This is a genomic window from Faecalibacterium sp. Marseille-P9590 (assembly GCF_017377665.1).
In the GTDB taxonomy this organism is placed as follows: Bacteria; Bacillota; Clostridia; order Oscillospirales; family Ruminococcaceae; genus Faecalibacterium.
Window position 1 is genome coordinate 530123 of sequence record NZ_JAFREF010000001.1, and the last position, 16868, is coordinate 546990.

At 59.7% G+C, this 16868-nt stretch carries 13 protein-coding genes and 1 rRNA gene; 6 read left to right on the forward strand and 8 right to left on the reverse strand.

All coding sequences use genetic code 11. The annotated features are described in order from the left end of the window. The first annotated feature begins 46 nt into the window (after positions 1-46). From J3349_RS02560 to J3349_RS02580, 5 genes are read left to right on the forward strand one after another with little or no spacing between them, the layout of a single operon-like run. Positions 47-2074, forward strand: coding sequence for an ABC transporter substrate-binding protein (locus tag J3349_RS02560; RefSeq protein ID WP_207676349.1), 2028 nt, complete (start codon positions 47-49; stop codon positions 2072-2074). Positions 2075-2101: 27 nt separating this feature from the next. Further along, positions 2102-3052 carry an ABC transporter permease gene (locus J3349_RS02565; RefSeq protein ID WP_149795019.1) on the forward strand — a complete coding sequence of 317 codons (951 nt, stop codon included), beginning with the start codon at positions 2102-2104 and terminating at the stop codon, positions 3050-3052. After that, positions 3052-3993, forward strand: a complete 942-nt coding sequence (locus J3349_RS02570) for an ABC transporter permease (protein WP_158394810.1) — start codon at positions 3052-3054, stop codon at positions 3991-3993. The genes J3349_RS02565 and J3349_RS02570 overlap by 1 nt, the downstream gene beginning before the upstream one ends. Positions 3994-4017: 24 nt before the next feature. Then, positions 4018-4860, forward strand: a complete 843-nt coding sequence (locus tag J3349_RS02575) for an ABC transporter ATP-binding protein (RefSeq protein ID WP_207676350.1) — start codon at positions 4018-4020, stop codon at positions 4858-4860. Further along, positions 4853-5794, forward strand: coding sequence for an ATP-binding cassette domain-containing protein (locus J3349_RS02580; protein ID WP_149795006.1), 942 nt, complete (start codon positions 4853-4855; stop codon positions 5792-5794). The genes J3349_RS02575 and J3349_RS02580 overlap by 8 nt, the downstream gene beginning before the upstream one ends. Positions 5795-5926: 132 nt before the next feature. Here the strand turns inward: J3349_RS02580 and J3349_RS02585 are convergent, their stop codons facing one another. From J3349_RS02585 to J3349_RS02605, 5 genes are all read right to left on the reverse strand, one after another. Then, the gene (locus J3349_RS02585; protein WP_207676351.1) at positions 5927-6859 is read right to left on the reverse strand and encodes a CinA family protein; all 933 of its coding nucleotides are present in this window, start codon (positions 6857-6859) and stop codon (positions 5927-5929) included. Positions 6860-6886: 27 nt separating this feature from the next. Beyond that, positions 6887-8203 carry a competence/damage-inducible protein A gene (locus J3349_RS02590; RefSeq protein ID WP_207676352.1) on the reverse strand — a complete coding sequence of 439 codons (1317 nt, stop codon included), beginning with the start codon at positions 8201-8203 and terminating at the stop codon, positions 6887-6889. A 3-nt stretch (positions 8204-8206) separates the two neighbouring features. Then, positions 8207-9406, reverse strand: a complete 1200-nt coding sequence (gene thiI, locus J3349_RS02595) for a tRNA uracil 4-sulfurtransferase ThiI (protein WP_207676353.1) — start codon at positions 9404-9406, stop codon at positions 8207-8209. A 9-nt stretch (positions 9407-9415) separates the two neighbouring features. Continuing rightward, positions 9416-10567 (reverse strand): cysteine desulfurase family protein, encoded by a 1152-nt coding sequence (locus J3349_RS02600; RefSeq protein WP_207676354.1) that lies wholly within the window; start codon positions 10565-10567, stop codon positions 9416-9418. 144 nt (positions 10568-10711) lie between these two features. After that, positions 10712-10999 (reverse strand): hypothetical protein, encoded by a 288-nt coding sequence (locus J3349_RS02605; protein ID WP_015564692.1) that lies wholly within the window; start codon positions 10997-10999, stop codon positions 10712-10714. Positions 11000-11167: 168 nt separating this feature from the next. Here J3349_RS02605 and J3349_RS02610 point away from each other — a divergent pair, with 168 nt between their 5' ends. Next, positions 11168-12052: a GDSL-type esterase/lipase family protein gene (locus J3349_RS02610; protein ID WP_207676355.1), complete on the forward strand. Its 885-nt coding sequence runs from the start codon at positions 11168-11170 to the stop codon at positions 12050-12052. Between the two features lie 55 nt (positions 12053-12107). Here J3349_RS02610 and J3349_RS02615 read toward each other — a convergent pair whose 3' ends face one another. The 3 genes from J3349_RS02615 to rrf form a co-directional block, all read right to left on the reverse strand. Beyond that, on the reverse strand, positions 12108-13340 hold the full coding sequence (locus J3349_RS02615) for a M20 family metallopeptidase (protein WP_207676356.1): 1233 nt from the start codon (positions 13338-13340) through the stop codon (positions 12108-12110). 119 nt (positions 13341-13459) lie between these two features. After that, entirely contained in the window at positions 13460-16297 is a 2838-nt protein-coding gene (gene secA / locus J3349_RS02620; RefSeq protein WP_158394817.1) for a preprotein translocase subunit SecA, read from the reverse strand. A gap of 287 nt (positions 16298-16584) precedes the next feature. Beyond that, positions 16585-16701: ribosomal RNA gene (gene rrf / locus J3349_RS02625) — 5S ribosomal RNA — on the reverse strand. Positions 16702-16868: the final 167 nt, after the last annotated feature.

Here is a 16868-nt window from a genome sequence, read left to right on the forward strand (position 1 = left end):
GCGCCATAGAACCGAGACACGAAAGAATAATTGGGAGGAAAACACAATGAACGCAAATTTTGAGTCTCATTCCATCAGCCGCCGCAGCTTCCTCAAGGCTTCCGGCGTCGTGGGCGCTGCAAGCATCCTGGCCGCTTGCGGTGGTTCTTCCAGCAGCACTGCTGCCAGCACCTCCGGTGCTGCCTCCGGCGCAGCTGCACCCGCAGCCGACGCCATCACCGATTACGTCTCCTTCGAGACTGCCAACCGTGAGCTGGAGACCTGGAACTTCCTGTACAGCCAGTCCGCTTCCGACCTGAACGTCACCACCAACTGCTGGGACGGCCTGCTGAGCTTCGACTGCTACGGCAAGGCAGCCCCCGCCATCGCATCCAGCTGGGAGCACAACGAGGACTCCACCGTCTGGACCTTCCACCTGCGCGACAATGTCGATTGGTGCGACGTCAACGGCGAGGTCAAGTCTCACCTGACCTCCAAGGACTTCCTCGTGGGTCTTGAGTGGGTCCTGAACGCGCTCAAGAACGAGGCCTTCAACACCTCCATGCCCTCTGAGACCGTCGTGGGCGCTGCTGAGTACTACGACCTGACCAAGGACAAGGGCGACGCTGCTGCTGACATGACCTACGAGGATATGCTGGCTGCTGGTGTCGGCGTCGAGGCACCGGACGACTACACTCTGGTCTTCACCTGCAAGAACCCCTGCCCCTACTTCGACACTGTCGCTGCTTACAACAGCTTCTACCCCGCCTCTGAGGACCTCATCAAGGAGCTGGGCATCGATGGCTTCCGCTCCTGCGATTACTCCACCATGTGGTACAATGGTCCGTACCTCATCGAGGAGTACATCCAGCAGAACACCAAGAGCTTCATCCCCAACCCCAACTACTACGCTGCAAACGACTGCACCCGTTTCGAGCATCACACCATCACCATGATCCCCGACCTGTCCATGGGCCTGCAGCTGTACGAGAACGGCGAGGTCGATAACATCGACCTGACCGAGTCCAACCTGACCACCATCACCTCCGATTCCAACAACGAGCACAACAAGTTCCTGTGCGAGAAGCGCCCCACCAAGTTCAGCTACCAGATGCACCTGAACTTCCAGCGCAAGGATGAGAACGGCAATCTGGACGAGAACTGGAACAAGGCTGTTTCCAACCGCGCATTCCGTCAGTGCTTCTACAAGGGCATCGACTTCACCAACTACTACGCCCGCACCAACAAGATCAACCCCCTGAAGTGCGAGAACGACTACTACACCATGCCCGGTGTCTGCTACAACACCAAGGGTGAGGAGTACACCACTCTGGTCGCCAAGGAGATGGGCTTCGACAGTCAGGCTTACGACGGCAAGACCATGATCCGCCTCCGCGACAACGGCGGCGACATCGCTGACCTGAAGAAGCAGGCCATGGAAGAGCTGAGCGCTATTGGCGTCACCTTCCCCGTCCACTGCTACCACTACATCAAGAGCGGCGACACCACTGCTCTGGATACCGCCACCGTTCTGAAGCAGTGCTTCTCCGAGAGCCTGGGCGATGACTTCGTCGTGCTGGACATCGGCACCTACGTCTCTTCTCTTTATAAGGAAGTCCGTAACGTCCAGCTGCACTCCATCCTGCAGAACGGCTGGGGCGCAGACTTCGGCGACCCCGTCAACTTCCTGGGTCAGGAAGTCCTGAGCGACGACAACGCTTACTACGCTCAGACCACCTCCTGGATCGCAGCCGTCGAGGCCGACCCGAAGGATTACCAGAAGGAGCTGCTGGCTGATTACCAGGAGTTCACCGATCTGGTCACCGAGGCAAAGGCCATCGTCACCGATACCGATGCACGCTATGCCGCATTCGCAAAGGCTGAGGCTTCCATGCTGAACAACGCACTGTGCATCCCCTGCCTGTACGAGGTGCTCTGGTGCCTGACCCACGTCAACGAGTACACCAAGATCAACGCCATGTACGGTCCCTGCAACTACAAGGCCGTCAACTGGGAGACCCGTCAGGGCGACGGCTACACCACCGAGGAGTACGAGGCTTTCTCCGCTGCTTTCAATGCAGCAACCAAAGCCTGATGATTATTTTATAAAGGTTTGGTTATCATGTTAAAATACACCGTCAAGCGGCTGGCTCAGTCGCTCGTCACGATCTTATTGATCGCAACCATCGTCTTTTTGCTGATGCGCTGCCTGCCTACGGACTACTACTTCACGGAAGAACAGCTCATGAAGTTTACCGAAGAGCAGAAATACGCCGCGCTGGAAGCCGCCGGTCTGACCGACCCCATCGGCACCCAGCTGCTGCACTTCTACAACGATCTGCTCCATCTGGACTTCGGCACTTCCCGCCGCATCCAGAATGGCGCTTCCGTCGTGAAGGTGATCGGCAAGAAATTCGGCGTCTCCATGCGCCTCGGCCTGATCTCCGCCGGCATCTCTCTGCTGGTGGGCATCATGCTGGGCATCCTGCAGACCGCCTTCAAGGACAAGGTCTTTGACTGGATCGGCACGGCCTACACCGTTTTCGTCAACGCTGTGCCTTCTCTGGTCTCCTATTCGCTGGTGCTGGTCTTCGGCTCCAAATACCTGGGTTTCCCCACGCTGTACTCCACCCGTAATGTCGGCCCGTCCAGCGTGCTGCCCATCGTCTGCTTGTCGCTGGCGTCTATCGCAGGCTACGCTCTGTGGACCCGCCGCTACATGGTGGACGAGCTGACCCGCGATTATATCAAGCTGGCCCGCGTGAAGGGCCTGAGCTCCAGCGAGATCATGTTCAAGCACGTGCTGCGCAACGCCATGGTCCCCATGGTGCAGTATATCCCCCAGTCCATCCTGCTGACGGTCGGCGGCTCTCTGCTGATGGAGCGGTTCTTCTCCGTTCCCGGCATGGGTCCCCTGCTGACCGACGCCATCCAGCGCTATGACCTGAACGTCGTCCAGACTCTGGTCATCCTCTACGCTGCACTGGGCATCGTGGGTGTTTTCCTGGGCGACGTGCTGATGATGCTGGTTGACCCGCGCATTACTCTGACCGGAAAGGAGGCCGCACGCTGATGGCTAAAGCATCTGATTTTGAGGGCAAGAAGCAGGACGAACTGTTCTACTTCGTCGATTACTCTCCGGAGGAAGCCGAGCGTGTCGGCTACTCCAACTACAGCTACTGGGGTTCTGTCATCCAGAACTTCCTCAAGCACAAGGCTGCTGTCGTCTGCCTGTTCCTGTTCCTGTTCCTCGTCATCTTCTCCTTCATCGCACTGGCCATCGGCAAGTACGATTATCAGACGCTGGTGACGGATTCCTCTCTGGCCTTCCGGAAGCCCAACAGCGAATACTGGTTCGGCACCGACAACCTCGGCCGCGACTACTGGTGTCAGGTGTGGTACGCCACTCAGGTGTCCATCCGTCTGGCCCTCATCGTTGCCGTGGGCGAGAGCATCCTCGGCGTCATCATCGGCCTGATCTGGGGCTATGTCCGTAAGCTGGACCGCTTCTTCACCGAGCTGTACAACCTCATCGACAATGTGCCTTACATCATCTACATGACCCTGATCGCACTGGTCGTCGGCCAGAGCTTCACCATCATGGCCGTCTCGATGATCGCCATCGGCTGGCTGGTCATGGCCCGCCGCGTCCGCAACATGGTGTTCATGTTCCGTGACCGCGAGTATAACCTCGCGTCCCGCTGCCTTGGCACCCCGCTGTGGCGCGTTCTGACCAAGAACATCCTGCCCTATCTGGTCTCCGTCATCATCCTGCGCATGGCGCTGAGCATCCCCGCCACCATCAACCTCGAGTCCACCCTGTCCTATCTGGGCATCGGTCTGGGCATCGAGACTCCGTCTCTGGGCCTCATCCTGAGCAAGGTGCGCGGCTTCTTCCTCGATTATCCTTACCTGCTGGTCTTCCCCGCATCCATCGTGTCCATCATCTCCATTTCCTTCTATATCATGGGCAACGCTTTCTCGGATGCTGCTGACCCGCGCAACCACGTTTAACAGATGGGAGAGAAAATCACAAAAATGGATAGACAACCGATCATCTCTGCCAAAGACGTGGAGATCACCTTTAGCCTGCGCGGCAAGAAGATCGCCATGGTCATGCAGGACCCGATGACCAGCCTGAACCCGCTGAAGAAAATCGGCAAGCAGATCCAGGAGAGCATCGAGCACCATCAGGGTCTGAAGGGCGCAGAGGCTAAGAAGGCCGCCATCGAGATGCTGGCCAAGGTCGGCATCCCCGACCCGGAGCGCCGCTACGAGCAGTATCCGCACGAGTTCTCCGGCGGTATGCGTCAGCGTGTCGTCATCGCCATCGCTGCCGCCTGCCGTCCGCAGATCCTCATCTGTGACGAGCCCACCACCGCTCTGGACGTGACCATTCAGGCACAGATCCTGCAGCTCATCCGTGACCTGCAGAAGGAGCTGGGCATGTCCGTTATCTACATCACCCATGACCTGGGCGTTGTGGCAAACGTGGCAGACCGCGTGGCCGTCATGTACGCCGGCCAGATCGTCGAGTACGGTACCGTCGAGGAGATCTTCTACGACGCATGGCACCCCTACACCTGGGCTCTGCTGCAGGCTCTGCCTCAGCTGGGTACCAAGGGTGAGGCCCTGCCCACCATCGACGGTACGCCGCCGAACCTGTTCAATGAGATCAAGGGCGATGCATTTGCACCCCGCAACAAGCACGCGCTGGCCATCGACTTCGTGGCAGAACCTCCGTTCTTCCAGGTGTCCGAGACCCACGCGGCAAAGACCTGGTATCTGGACCCCCGGGCTCCCAAGATGGAACGCCCGCACTCCATCCAGAACCTGCGTGAGAAAATGGGAAAGATGGGAGGTTCCAACTTAAATGGCTGAGCGTGAAAAGCTGATTGAGCTGAAAGACCTTCAGATCACCTTTGGCTCCGGCAAAAAGAAGTTCGTGGCCGTGGACCACGTCAATTTTGACATCTACAAGGGCGAGACCTTCTCGCTGGTCGGCGAGTCCGGCTCCGGCAAGACCACCATTGGCCGTGCCATCTGCCGCATCAACCCGACCTCGGGCGGCGACATCTTCTTCAAGGGCCAGAAGATCAACGGCAAGATCTCCAAGGAGCTGGACCGTGAGGTCATCCGCAAGGTGCAGATGATCTTCCAGGACCCCATGGCCTCTCTGAACGAGCGCGCCAAGGTCGAGTACATCGTGGCTGAGGGTCTGTTGAACCACCACCTGTACAAGGACCAGAATGACCTGCACGAAAAGGTCATGAACGCTCTGCACGAGGTCGGCCTGCTGCCGGAGTTCGCCTCCCGCTTCCCCCACGAGTTCTCGGGCGGCCAGCGTCAGCGTATCGGCATCGCCCGTGCGCTGGTCATGGAGCCGGAGTTCATCGTGGCCGACGAGCCTATCTCCGCACTGGACGTCTCCATCCGTGCGCAGGTGCTGAACCTGCTGAACAGCATGAAGAAGTCCCGCGGTCTGACCTACCTGTTCATCGCCCACGACCTGTCGGTCGTCCGGTTCATCTCGGACCGCATCGCCGTCATCAGCAAGGGCCGCATCGTGGAGCTGGCAGAGGCTGAAGAGCTGTTCCTCCATCCCCTGCACCCCTACACCAAGGCTCTGCTGAGCGCTGTTCCCATCCCCGACCCGGGTCTGGAAAAGAAGAAGAAGCTTCTGGTCTACGACCCCTCCATCCACGACTACAGCGTGGACAAGCCGGTCTGGGAGGAGATCGCCAACGGCCACTTCGTCTATGGCAACCAGAAGGAGCTGGAAGGCTACCGCAAGGAATATCAGAGCCAGCTCTAAGCACTGTCACTTGACTGTATTTTAACACAAATGCCCCGCCGCATTGGGAAGCATCCCATTGCGGCGGGGTTTTGTGCTGTATAAAAAGGGGCCGCTTCCCGTATTTCTGCCGGGAAGCGGCCCCTTTGTGTTTTATATCAGTCTTGCACCGGGCTTCGGCTCATGGGCCTGCCAGAGGGTGACCCACTCGGGCAGATGCAGGGTCTTCAGGCGCTGGGGCAGGGCGGCGAGATCGCCGTCCGTGAGATACCACGCCACACCGAACGCCGCCAGCGCCAGGATCACCAGCACCGCCAGCAGAACGCGGAGAGGATGCTTCTTCTTTGGGGTGGGGTCCTTGCTCTGCGAACAGCCCGGAGGATCGCTCTGTTTGACCTGTCCGGCGGGAAGGAAGCCTGTCCCCTCGGCCTGCGGCAGGCCGGCAGCGGCGCGGCGCACCATATCCAGCAGCCAGAGGCCGGGGTTATCTGCGGCGGAGACGGTGCGGAGCCAGCAGCCTTTTTTGGTGCTGAGCACCAGCACATGGTCGCTTTCCCGCTCGGCACAGGCCACGGCCAGCTCTGTTCCCACGATGCGGCGGGCCGCCTGCGCCCGGGCGAGGGCCAGACGGACAGGGTCGGGTTTGTCCCCTTCCCCGCCGAGCTTGGCCCGGGCGCGCTTTTCGATTTGGGGGCCGACCTTGGCGTCGGCGTAGCTCATGGTGCCGAAGTCATAGACCTTCTCGGCACCGGGGACTTTCTCGAGCCTGGATTCCAGCAGCGCACCGGCGGCGGCATCGCCGCAGGCCAGCAGACGATCATGGGCTTCCAGCGCCTGCACGGCGGCAGCGGCCAGACTGGTATCGCCTGCACCATATACGTCCGCGCCAAAGCTGCTGCGGAGGCTCTGGGCCGCCTTTTTCAGTCCCGTGGGCGTGTCCGCATGGACAGCCAGCAGCGTCTCTGCGCCCCGGCTCTTCCACTGGGCCTCAGCCCTCCATTGGGGCGCAAACAGCGCCACAGCAGCCGCCAGCCGCCCCTGCGGCGCACCGTACAGGCGCAGTACACAGCGGGTCTCCTCTGCCAAATCCCATCAACCCCTCATTTTTGATTTTTACCGGACGAACACCTCATCCAGTGCGGCCAGCGCTTCGTCGTCCGACTGCTGGGCTGCGGTGAGGGCCTGCGTCCCGGCCGGGACTTTGCCCTGTGCCAGACGCAGCGCCAGTTCCAGTGCAGCCTGTGCGGCCCGGGCGCGCACCAGCGCACGGTCAGGCCGGGAGACGAAAAGCTTCTTGACGTAGGCCACGCCATCCCGGGCAGCGCCCAGATAAACGGTGCCGACAGGGCGCACCTCGTCGCCGCCGGTGGGGCCGGCCACGCCGGTGACGCTCACAGCGATGTCAGCGCCCGAAGCCTTTGCCGCGCCCAGAGCCATCTGTGCCGCCACGGGGGCGGACACGACGTTGTACTTTTCGATGACCGCCGGGTCCACGCCCACGAGCTTTGCCTTGGCCTGCTCCCAGTAGGTGACAAAGCCATAGCCGAACACCTCGCTGGAGCCGGACACGGAGGTCAGGCGCTGTGCAATGAGTCCGCCGGTGCAGCTCTCGGCGGTGGCGATGGTCAGCCCCTTTTCCTGCAGGGTATGGACCACCGTTTCTTCCAGACCGGCCACATCCTCATCATACACCGCATCGCCCAGCATATCATAGAACTTTTTGGCATACGCGCGGCACATTTTTTCGCCGTCCTCGTCGGAGCGGGCGCGGGCCGTGATGCGGATCTCGCACTCGCCGGTCTTGCAGTAGATGGCGGCGGTGGGATTCGGATTTTCCAGCAGGTCACGCACCTTATACTCAATATCGCTCTCGCCGCCCAGCACACGGAGGGTGACGGAGTGGAGGGTGCAGTTCTGGCGCTCCATCAGCAGAGGGTGGACGCTCTCCGTCCACATGGCCTTCATCTCGTGGGGGACACCGGGCATAAGGACGGCGCAGTGGCCGTCCTGTTCGAACCACGCGCCGGGGGCAGTGCCGTGGTTGTTGATGATTTTATGGCCCTTGGTGGGGACCATCGCCTGTTTGCGGTTGTTGGGGGTCGTCTCGCGGCCGGTGCGGGCAAAGTAGCTGGTGATCTTGTCCCACTCGGCCTCATCGAAAGCCAGCTCATCCCCGAAGCAGGCGGCAACGGTCTCCTTGGTCAGGTCGTCTGCCGTGGGGCCGAGGCCGCCGGTAAAGACCAGCAAGTCGCAGCGGCTCTTAGCCTCGTTGACGAAATCGGCCAGACGGCCATGGTTGTCGCCGATGGTGCTCTCCCGCTGGACCGTGATGCCCAAATCAGCCAGCTCCCGGCTGAGGTACTGGGCGTTGGTGTTGAGAATGTTGCCGAGAAGGAGCTCGGTACCCACACTGATGATCTCTGCTGTCATGGCTCAGCCCTCGAATTCCACATCGTCGGTGATACGCAGGCGGATACGCTCGGTGGCCTCTGCGGCCTCGGCTTCCAGCTCTGCCAGACCGGGCATCCCGGCCTCGGCTTCGAGGATCTCGCTCAGTTCGGGGCGGATCTTCGGGTGCGGCGGGGTGAAGATGGTGCAGCAGTCCTCATAGGGCAGGATGCTCGTCTCGAAGGTGTTGATGTGGCGGGCCGTCTCGACGATCTCGGTCTTGTCCATGCCGATGAGGGGACGGAGGATGGGCAGGTCCTGGGCGGCGTCGGTACACTGCAGAGCCTTGACGGTCTGGCTGGCCACCTGTGCCAGGCTCTCGCCGGTGACGAGGGCTTCACAGCCCTGCTTCTTGGCGATGATGTTGGCAATGCGCATCATGCTGCGGCGCATGAGCACGGTGAAGAGAACATCGGGCGCGTTATCGCGGATATACTCCTGAGGCTTGGTATACGGCACCACAAAGAGGTTGGTGCTGCCGGTATAGGGGGTGATGAGCTGGGCCAGAGCCTTAACTTTTAGTTTTGCGCGTTCAGAAGTATACGGAGGGGACGCAAAATGGATGTGGTCGAGGCCGAGGCCGCGCTTTGCCATCCGGTATGCCGCCACAGGGCTGTCGATGCCGCCGGACAGCATATTGAGGGCGCGGCCGGAAGTTCCGACAGGCAGACCGCCCTCGCCCTGTATTTTCGGGCCGTGGATATACGCACCGTAATCGCGGATCTCCACGATGACCTTGAACTGAGGGTTCTTGACGTCCACCCGCAGGTAGTTGTGCCTGCCCAGCAGATAGGCACCCAGCTCCCGCATCAGTTCGGGGCTGGTCATGGGGAAGGTCTTATCGGAACGGCGGGCCTCGACCTTGAAGGTCTTGATGCCGTGGAGGCTGTCGCCCAGATAATCCTCGGCGGTCTGGCAGATGGTGTCGAAATCCTTCTCACAGACCACAGCACGGCTGAGGGCCGCGAGGCCGAACACCTTGCTCACCCGCTCAAAGGCGAGGTCCATATCAATGTCGTCCTCCTCCGGCTCCATGTAGAAGGTGGACTGGGTGCAGTAGACGCGGAACTTGCCCACCGTCTTGAGGCGGTAGCGCAGGATCTTCATCATCGTCGATTCAAACTGGTTGCGGTTGAGGCCCTTCAGGGACATTTCGCCCTGATAGCCCATAATGACTTCTCTCATCGTTACTCCTTACTTTTTGATTCTCTGCAAGTGCTTCATACCATCCTCAAAGCGCTCGAGGAAGGCATCCACATCCTCCGGGGTGTTGTCGGCACAGAAGGACACCCGGATGGCCGTGTCGATGGCCAGCGGGTCGCGGCCCATAGCCGCCAGCGTGTGGCTGGGCTGTCCTCTGCCGCAGGCACTGGCCGACGAGACGTAGATCTGCTTCTCGGACAGCCAGGCCAGCATCGTCTCACTCTTGATGCAGTTCTCGCTGAAATTCAGCACCTCAGGCACAGCGCCCGCCGGGCTGTTGATCTCCACCTCCGGGAACACAGAAAGCCCCGCGCGGAGGCGGTCGTTGAGGGCGCGCACAGCCTTGTCACGGCTCTTGATGCTGCCGGCCAGGCGGGTGGCCGCAGCGGAAAGGCCCAGCGCATAGGGCAGGTTTTCGGTGCCGGGGCGGAGGCCGCGCTCCTGCTCACCGCCCAGATAGGGCGGCTGAAACGCCTGCACCAGCCGGTCACTCAGGTAGAGCGCACCGATACCCTTGGGTGCGTGGATCTTGTGGCCGCTGACGGTCATCGTGTCGATGTTGTCCAGCTTGATGGGGACGCGCATCCACGCCTGCACGGCGTCCACATGGACGATGGTGCGGCTGTTACGGCGCTTGACCTCGGCAGCCAGACGCTCCACGTCGTTGCGGGTGCCTATCTCGTTGTTGACCATCATGCAGGCCACGAGGATGGTATTCTTGTCCACGGCATCCAGCATCTTGTTGATGTCCAGTGTGCCGTCGGCCTGAGGCTTCACGACAGTGACGTTATAGCCCTGCGCGGCCAGACGTTCCAGCGGGCGCTGGACGCTGGGGTGTTCGAAGCCCGACACCACGATGCCTTTGCCGAAGGTGCGGGTCTGGGCGGCGCCCAGCAGGGCCAGATTATTGCCCTCGCTGCCGCAGGAGGTAAAGTACAGCTCCTTCGACTTGCAGCCCAGGGTGCGGGCCACAGCGGCACGGGCGGCGTTCAGGGCCTCTTCGCTCCGTGCGCCGGGGGCATAGAGGCTGGAGGGGTTGGCCCAGTGCTCCCGCATGGCTTTGTCTATCACGTCTGCCACCTCGGGAGCAACGATGGTGGTGGCAGCGTTATCCAGATAATGCAGTTCCGGATCATGCAGCATAATTTCATTCCTGCCTTTTGTGCATAAAATATCAGAATAAGTATACCACAAAGTTCCGCATAACGCAAAATATTTGCACAGCAAAAAAGGGGCCGCTCCATGCAGGAGCAGTCCCTTTCAGCAGCTTGCGGTTCGCGTTTGGGTTCAGCCGTTCTCGTTTGCCTTCTGCAGCCAGATGCTGCCGATGTCCAGCGCATTGTACAGGCCGTTCTTGGTGGTCTGACGTGCCACGCGGGCCTCACGGGGCTTGGACTCATCGGTAGAGAGCAGCTGCAGATGGACCTTGTCTGCCACATCCACACCGCCCACGGTCTTGGTGGACTGGATCTGCAGATAAAGCACATACGGGTCGGTCATGCAGCCGTAATACAGCTCATTGTCCTTGCGGACGAGGGGCTTGCCTTTATAAGTCAGTTTCGGAGTAAATGGCATCGTGAAAGCCTCCCTATCATACTTGATTCACTTTAGTATATCATATTTATAACAGAAAACGCAAGGGCAGGCCCCCGGAATATGGGAATTTTTCCTCACGGGTTGCACGGGCCGGGGCTGTGCTGTATAATAGGGGCGAAAGTTACCATTCCGCCACAGGAGGACATTATGGCAGATTATCAGGAATATCGCCGCCGCATCCTTCACCGGCGCTGGCGCAGGATGTTCATCACCGCTGCGCTGCTCATCCTACTGGTGCTTCTGGCCGCTGTGGGCGTCCTCTGGAAGCGCCTTCACCGCGAGCCAGCTCCCAATACGGCCCAAGGCCCCACCATTCTGCAGCAGGAGCTGACCGGCAGCGAGTGGAACACCATCAGCTATACCCCGGCCCGACGCCTCAGTGTCCAGACCCTCGACAACGGGATGACTGCGATGGACTTCCGCCTCGCCGCCCAGCCTGCCAGCCCTGCCGTAGAGCGGAGCAGCTTTTCGGACGTGAGTTTTTTGGGCGACAGCCTGACACAGGGGATGCAGCTGTACGACACCGGCCTGCCCAACGCGCACTTCTGCGCCTATAAGGGCGTCGGCCCCAATGCCGTCGTCAACAACACCACCTGCCGCCGGGCCGATGGCGAAAAGGAAGTCCCGATGGAGGCGCTGGCCTCCCAGCAGCCCCGGGCACTTTACATCCTGCTGGGTACCAATGTGCTGACCTCTGACAGTGATTATACCAGCTTCCTCACCTATTACCGGCTGATGCTGGACATGATCTCGCAGGCACTGCCCAACACGAAAATTTACGTCCAGTCCATCACCCCGGTCCGGCCTGAAGTGAGCCAAAAGTCCCCCGGCCTCTACAAAGAGCGGCTCTGTGAGATAAACGATGCTCTTTCGGCCATCGCGCTGGAAAAGGGCTGCACCTTCCTGAACCTCTGGGAGGCGCTGGCCGACGAGAACGGCGACCTCATCGAGGAATACGCCCAGCCGGACGGCTACCATCTGCTGCCCGCCGGGTACGACGCATGGGTGGATTATCTCTGCACCCACACCTGATAGCGATAGAAAGGCCCTCTCAGCGGCGCTGAGAGGGCCTTTTGCTGTCTTAATATCAGAACGCGATGCCGGCGTTGTCGTACAGCCAGCGGAGTGCGAACCAGCCAAAAGCTGCAGAACCCTCGTAGAGGATGCTGTCGTCGAACCGCACCTTGGGGTGGTGCTGGCCGTAGCAGCAGCCCTGCTCCGGGCCGCCTGCGGCGATGAACATGCTCACAGTAGGCACTTCATGGCTCACGAAGGCGAAATCCTCGCTGCCGCCGCCGGGCTTGCCGCCGGTGAGGGCGGTCATGTCCATAGCGCCCTTCCCCAGCAGCTCGGTCATATAATCCATCGCATTCTCGGCGAGGGGCTTGTCCACCACCATGCAGGGGCAGTAATCGGCGAAGGATACCTCTGCGGTGCAGCGGAAGGCCGCCGCCACGCCCTGCGCGATCTCGGTCATGCGGGTTCGAATGAGTTCGCCGGTCTTATTTTCCGGGTCGGTGGTACGGATAGTCCCCCACATCTGGGCCACATCCGGGATGACATTGGATGCCGCACCGGCCTCGAAGCGGCCGGTGGTCAGCACACCGAAGTCGCCGGGCTTCAGCTCCCGGCTGTTGATCTCCTGCAGGGCGATGTGGATGTGGGCCGCAGCCGTGATGGGGTCGATGCAGTTTTCCGGGGTAGAGCCGTGACCGCCCTTGCCCTTGACCACGATATGGTACTGCTCACAGCTGGCCATCGTGATGCCGCCGCCCGGCACCAGCACCGTACCTACAGGCAGCGGCATTCCGGCCAGCACATGGAACATCACAGCAGCGTCCACATGAGGGTCTTCCAACAGGCCGCCCGCAATCATATCTGGGGAACCCTGGAAAATTTCTTCAGCAGGCTGGAATTCCAGCTTGACCGTTCCTTCCAGCTCGTCCTCATGGGCCTTGAGCAGCTTCGCTGCACCCAGCAGCATGGCCGTATGCATATCGTGGCCGCAGCCATGCATCTTGCCGGGAACTTCTGAGCTGAACTCTTCACCCGAGTCCTCGTGGATGGGCAGGGCGTCCATATCGGCACGCAGCAAGATGGTCTTGCCGGGCTTTTTGCCGCCTGCCAGCGTAATGACACCGGCCTTGCCGCAGTCCTTCGGCTCATAGCCCATCTCCGTCAGCGCCTTCTTGACCAGCTCCTTCGTGTGGGGCAAATCGAAGCCCACCTCCGGGTGGCGATGGAGCGTCCGACGCCACTGCTGCAGCTGCGGCTCCAGTGCGCGGGCCTCCTTCAAAAGCTCTTCCGATGTGATATTCATACTCATCCGCTCCTTCTTTTTTAGGAAGCCGTTTTCATAAGCATTGCATCCCGCTTACGAAAACAGTTTCTCGATTCAGAAAAAGCCCTCCCGAGGGAGAGCTTTTTGCTGTGTTACGTTCAGCCCTCGGTGTGGCTTCCTTCGGGGTGGTACTTGGCACAGGTACACTTTTTCCACTTCAGGCCGCTGCCACAGGGGCAGGGGTCGTTGCGGCCGATCTTGATGACGCGGACAGGCTGGCCCTTGGGTGCGCCCTTTGCGCCGGGTGCGCCGTTGCCAGGCACATAGCCCTCGCCGGTGGGTTTGGCCACCTGCTCACGCTTGGGGGCCTTGCCCGCCTCGCGCACCTCGATGGTCAGCAGCATCTTGACGCTGGACTCCCGGATGGAATCGACCATCTGGTCGAACATATCAAAGCCCTCGATACGGTACTCGACGACAGGGTCCTTCTGGCCGTAGCCGCGCAGAACGATGCCCTGACGCAGCTGGTCCATGTTATCAATATGGTCCATCCACTGGCGGTCTACGCACTTGAGCAGGCAGATACGCTCCAGCTCACGCATCAGGGGTGCGCCGTAGCGCTGCTCCTTGTCGTTCAGGACGTCCATGCCGCGCTGATACAGCATATCAGCGATGCTCTCCTGAGAGATGCTGTCGTAGTCAGCGACAGTGTAGTGGAAGTCGGCGTCGGTGGTCAGCCAGCCCAGATAGTGGCGGCGGAGCGCACCGAAGTCCCACTCGTCCTTCACATCGCCTGCGAGGAACTGCTTGCAGCTGGACTCGATGTTCTCCTTCAGCATATTGTGCATCTCGGCGCTGATGTCCTCGCCGTCCAGGACCTTGCGGCGCTGACCATAGATGATTTCACGCTGCTGGTTCATAACGTCGTCGTATTTCAGAACATTCTTGCGGATCTCGAAGTTCCGGCCCTCGAGCTTCTTTTGGGCAGACTCGATGGTGCTGGTGATCATCCGGTTCTCGATGGGGGTGTCCTCGTCGATGCCCAGAGTACCCATCAGGCCCTGCACACGGTCGCCGCCGAACAGACGCATCAAATCGTCCTCGAGGCTCAGATAGAAGCGGGATGCACCGGGGTCGCCCTGACGGCCTGCACGGCCGCGCAGCTGGTTGTCGATACGGCGGCTCTCGTGGCGCTCAGTGCCGATGATGAACAGACCGCCAGCAGCGCGCACCTCTTCAGCCTCCGCTTCGGTCAGGGGCTTGTACTGAGCATACAGCTCATCGAACCGCTTGCGGACAGCCAGAATGTTGGCGTCGGTAGTCTCACCATGGCCGTCGGCCTCGATGAGCAGCAGCTCCACGGCTGCAGGCAGAGCCTCCTCGGGCTTTTCGGGATTCAGCAGCTTCTCGCAGAAGTGCTCTTTGCGCATCTGGGCCTTTGCCATATACTCAGCGTTGCCGCCCAGCATAATATCGGTACCACGGCCAGCCATGTTGGTGGCGATGGTGATAGCGCCCTTCTTACCGGCCTGTGCGACGATCTCTGCCTCGCGCTCGTGGTTCTTTGCGTTCAGCACATTGAAATCGCGGGTGTACTTCTGCAGCATCTTGGCGAGAGTCTCGCTCTTCTCGACGCTGACAGTACCCACCAGGACCGGCTGGCCGTTCTTGTGGCACTCCATGACCTGCTTGATGACGGCATTGTATTTTCCGTTGATGGTCTTGTAGATGGCATCCGGGTAATCCTTGCGGATGACAGGGCGGTTGGTGGGGACGGTAACGATGTTCAGACCGTAGATTTCGGTGAACTCAGTGGCCTCCGTCTTTGCCGTACCGGTCATACCGGACAGCTTCTTATACATACGGAAGTAGTTCTGGAAGGTGATGGTCGCCAGCGTCTTGCTCTCGGCGGCGATCTTCACGCCCTCCTTGGCCTCGATGGCCTGATGGAGGCCCTCGTTGTAACGGCGGCCGATCATCAGACGACCGGTAAACTCATCGACGATGAGCACCTCGCCATCCTTCACGACGTAATCAATGTCGCGCTGCATCACACCGTAGGCTTTGATGGCCTGGTCGATGTGGTGGGCGAGGGTCATATTCTCTGCGGCAGCGAGGTTCTCGATCTTGAAATATTCCTCGGCCTTCTTGATGCCCTTGGCGGTCAGAGTGCAGGTCTTGTGCTTTTCGTCCACGATGTAATCGCCGTCAGCCTGCTCGTCGGTCTCCACCTTGTCTTCCAGCTCGACCACGACGCTCTTGCGCAGAGTGCGGACGAAGCGGTCCACCTGGGTATACAGGCTGGAAGAGTCCTCTCCGCGGCCAGAGATGATAAGCGGCGTACGAGCCTCGTCGATGAGGATGGAGTCCACCTCATCGACAACGGCGTAGGCATGGCCGCGCTGCACCATGTTGTCTTTATAAGTCACCATATTATCGCGCAGATAGTCGAAGCCGAACTCGTTGTTGGTGCCGTAGGTAATGTCAGCATTATAAGCTTCACGGCGGGCATCACCATCCATGCCCTGCACGATCAGGCCCACCGACAGGCCCAGCCAGCGGTAAAGCTTGCCCATCCACTCGCTGTCGCGCTTGGCGAGGTAATCGTTGACGGTGACGATGTGGACACCCTCGCCGGTCAGTGCATTCAGATAGGCGGGCAGCGTTGCCACAAGGGTCTTGCCTTCACCGGTCTGCATCTCGGCGATGTCGCCCCGGTGCAGGGCGATGCCGCCGGTGACCTGCACCGGGAAATGCTTCATACCCAGCACACGCCATGCGGCCTCACGGCAGACAGCGAATGCATCGGGCAGAATATCATCCAGCGTTTTGCCGTCGGCCAGCTTCTGCTTCAGTGCAGGAGTCTGGGCCTGCAGCTCGGCATCAGACATCGCCTGATACTTGCCTTCCAGAGCCAGCACCTGTTTGGTGAGGGGGTTGATCTTTTTCAGTTCCCGGTCAGAGAAGCTGCCAAAGAGTTTTTCAGCTAAGGACATTGGTCACACCTCATGATTCTTCAAAATAGCAAACGTCCGGGCCATTTTATTGCCCCAAAACGAATATTCACACATAAATATATGATACACCAAAAGCCCCATCCCGTCAAACCAGATGGTGAATTTTAGCCGGTTATTGAATGAATTTTCTGTAAATTCCTTCGACCTTTTAGACCACTGTATGGTATCGTCACTTTTCAATGTAGTATCAGACATGGTCTGTTGCGCCGCGCACCGCATGGCAAAAAAGAAAACGCTCCAAGATTTCTCTTAGAGCGTTTTGATCAAGTCGGCGGCTACCTATTTTCACAAGCCGTTTCCAGCTAACTATCTTGGGCACGAGTGAGCTTAACTACTGTGTTCGGAATGGGAACAGGTGGAACCTCACCGTCATCGTCACCGACCATATGACTAGCTAAGTATACCATTTCTGATTTACTTTGTCTAGTGTTTCAGAAGGACGTGCCTTCAAAACTGAATAATCACTGCTTACATTTTTTCGTTGACTCAAAGAGTCTCAAGCGAATTGTGGTCAAGCCCTCGACCTATTAGTACACGCTTGCTGAATGGA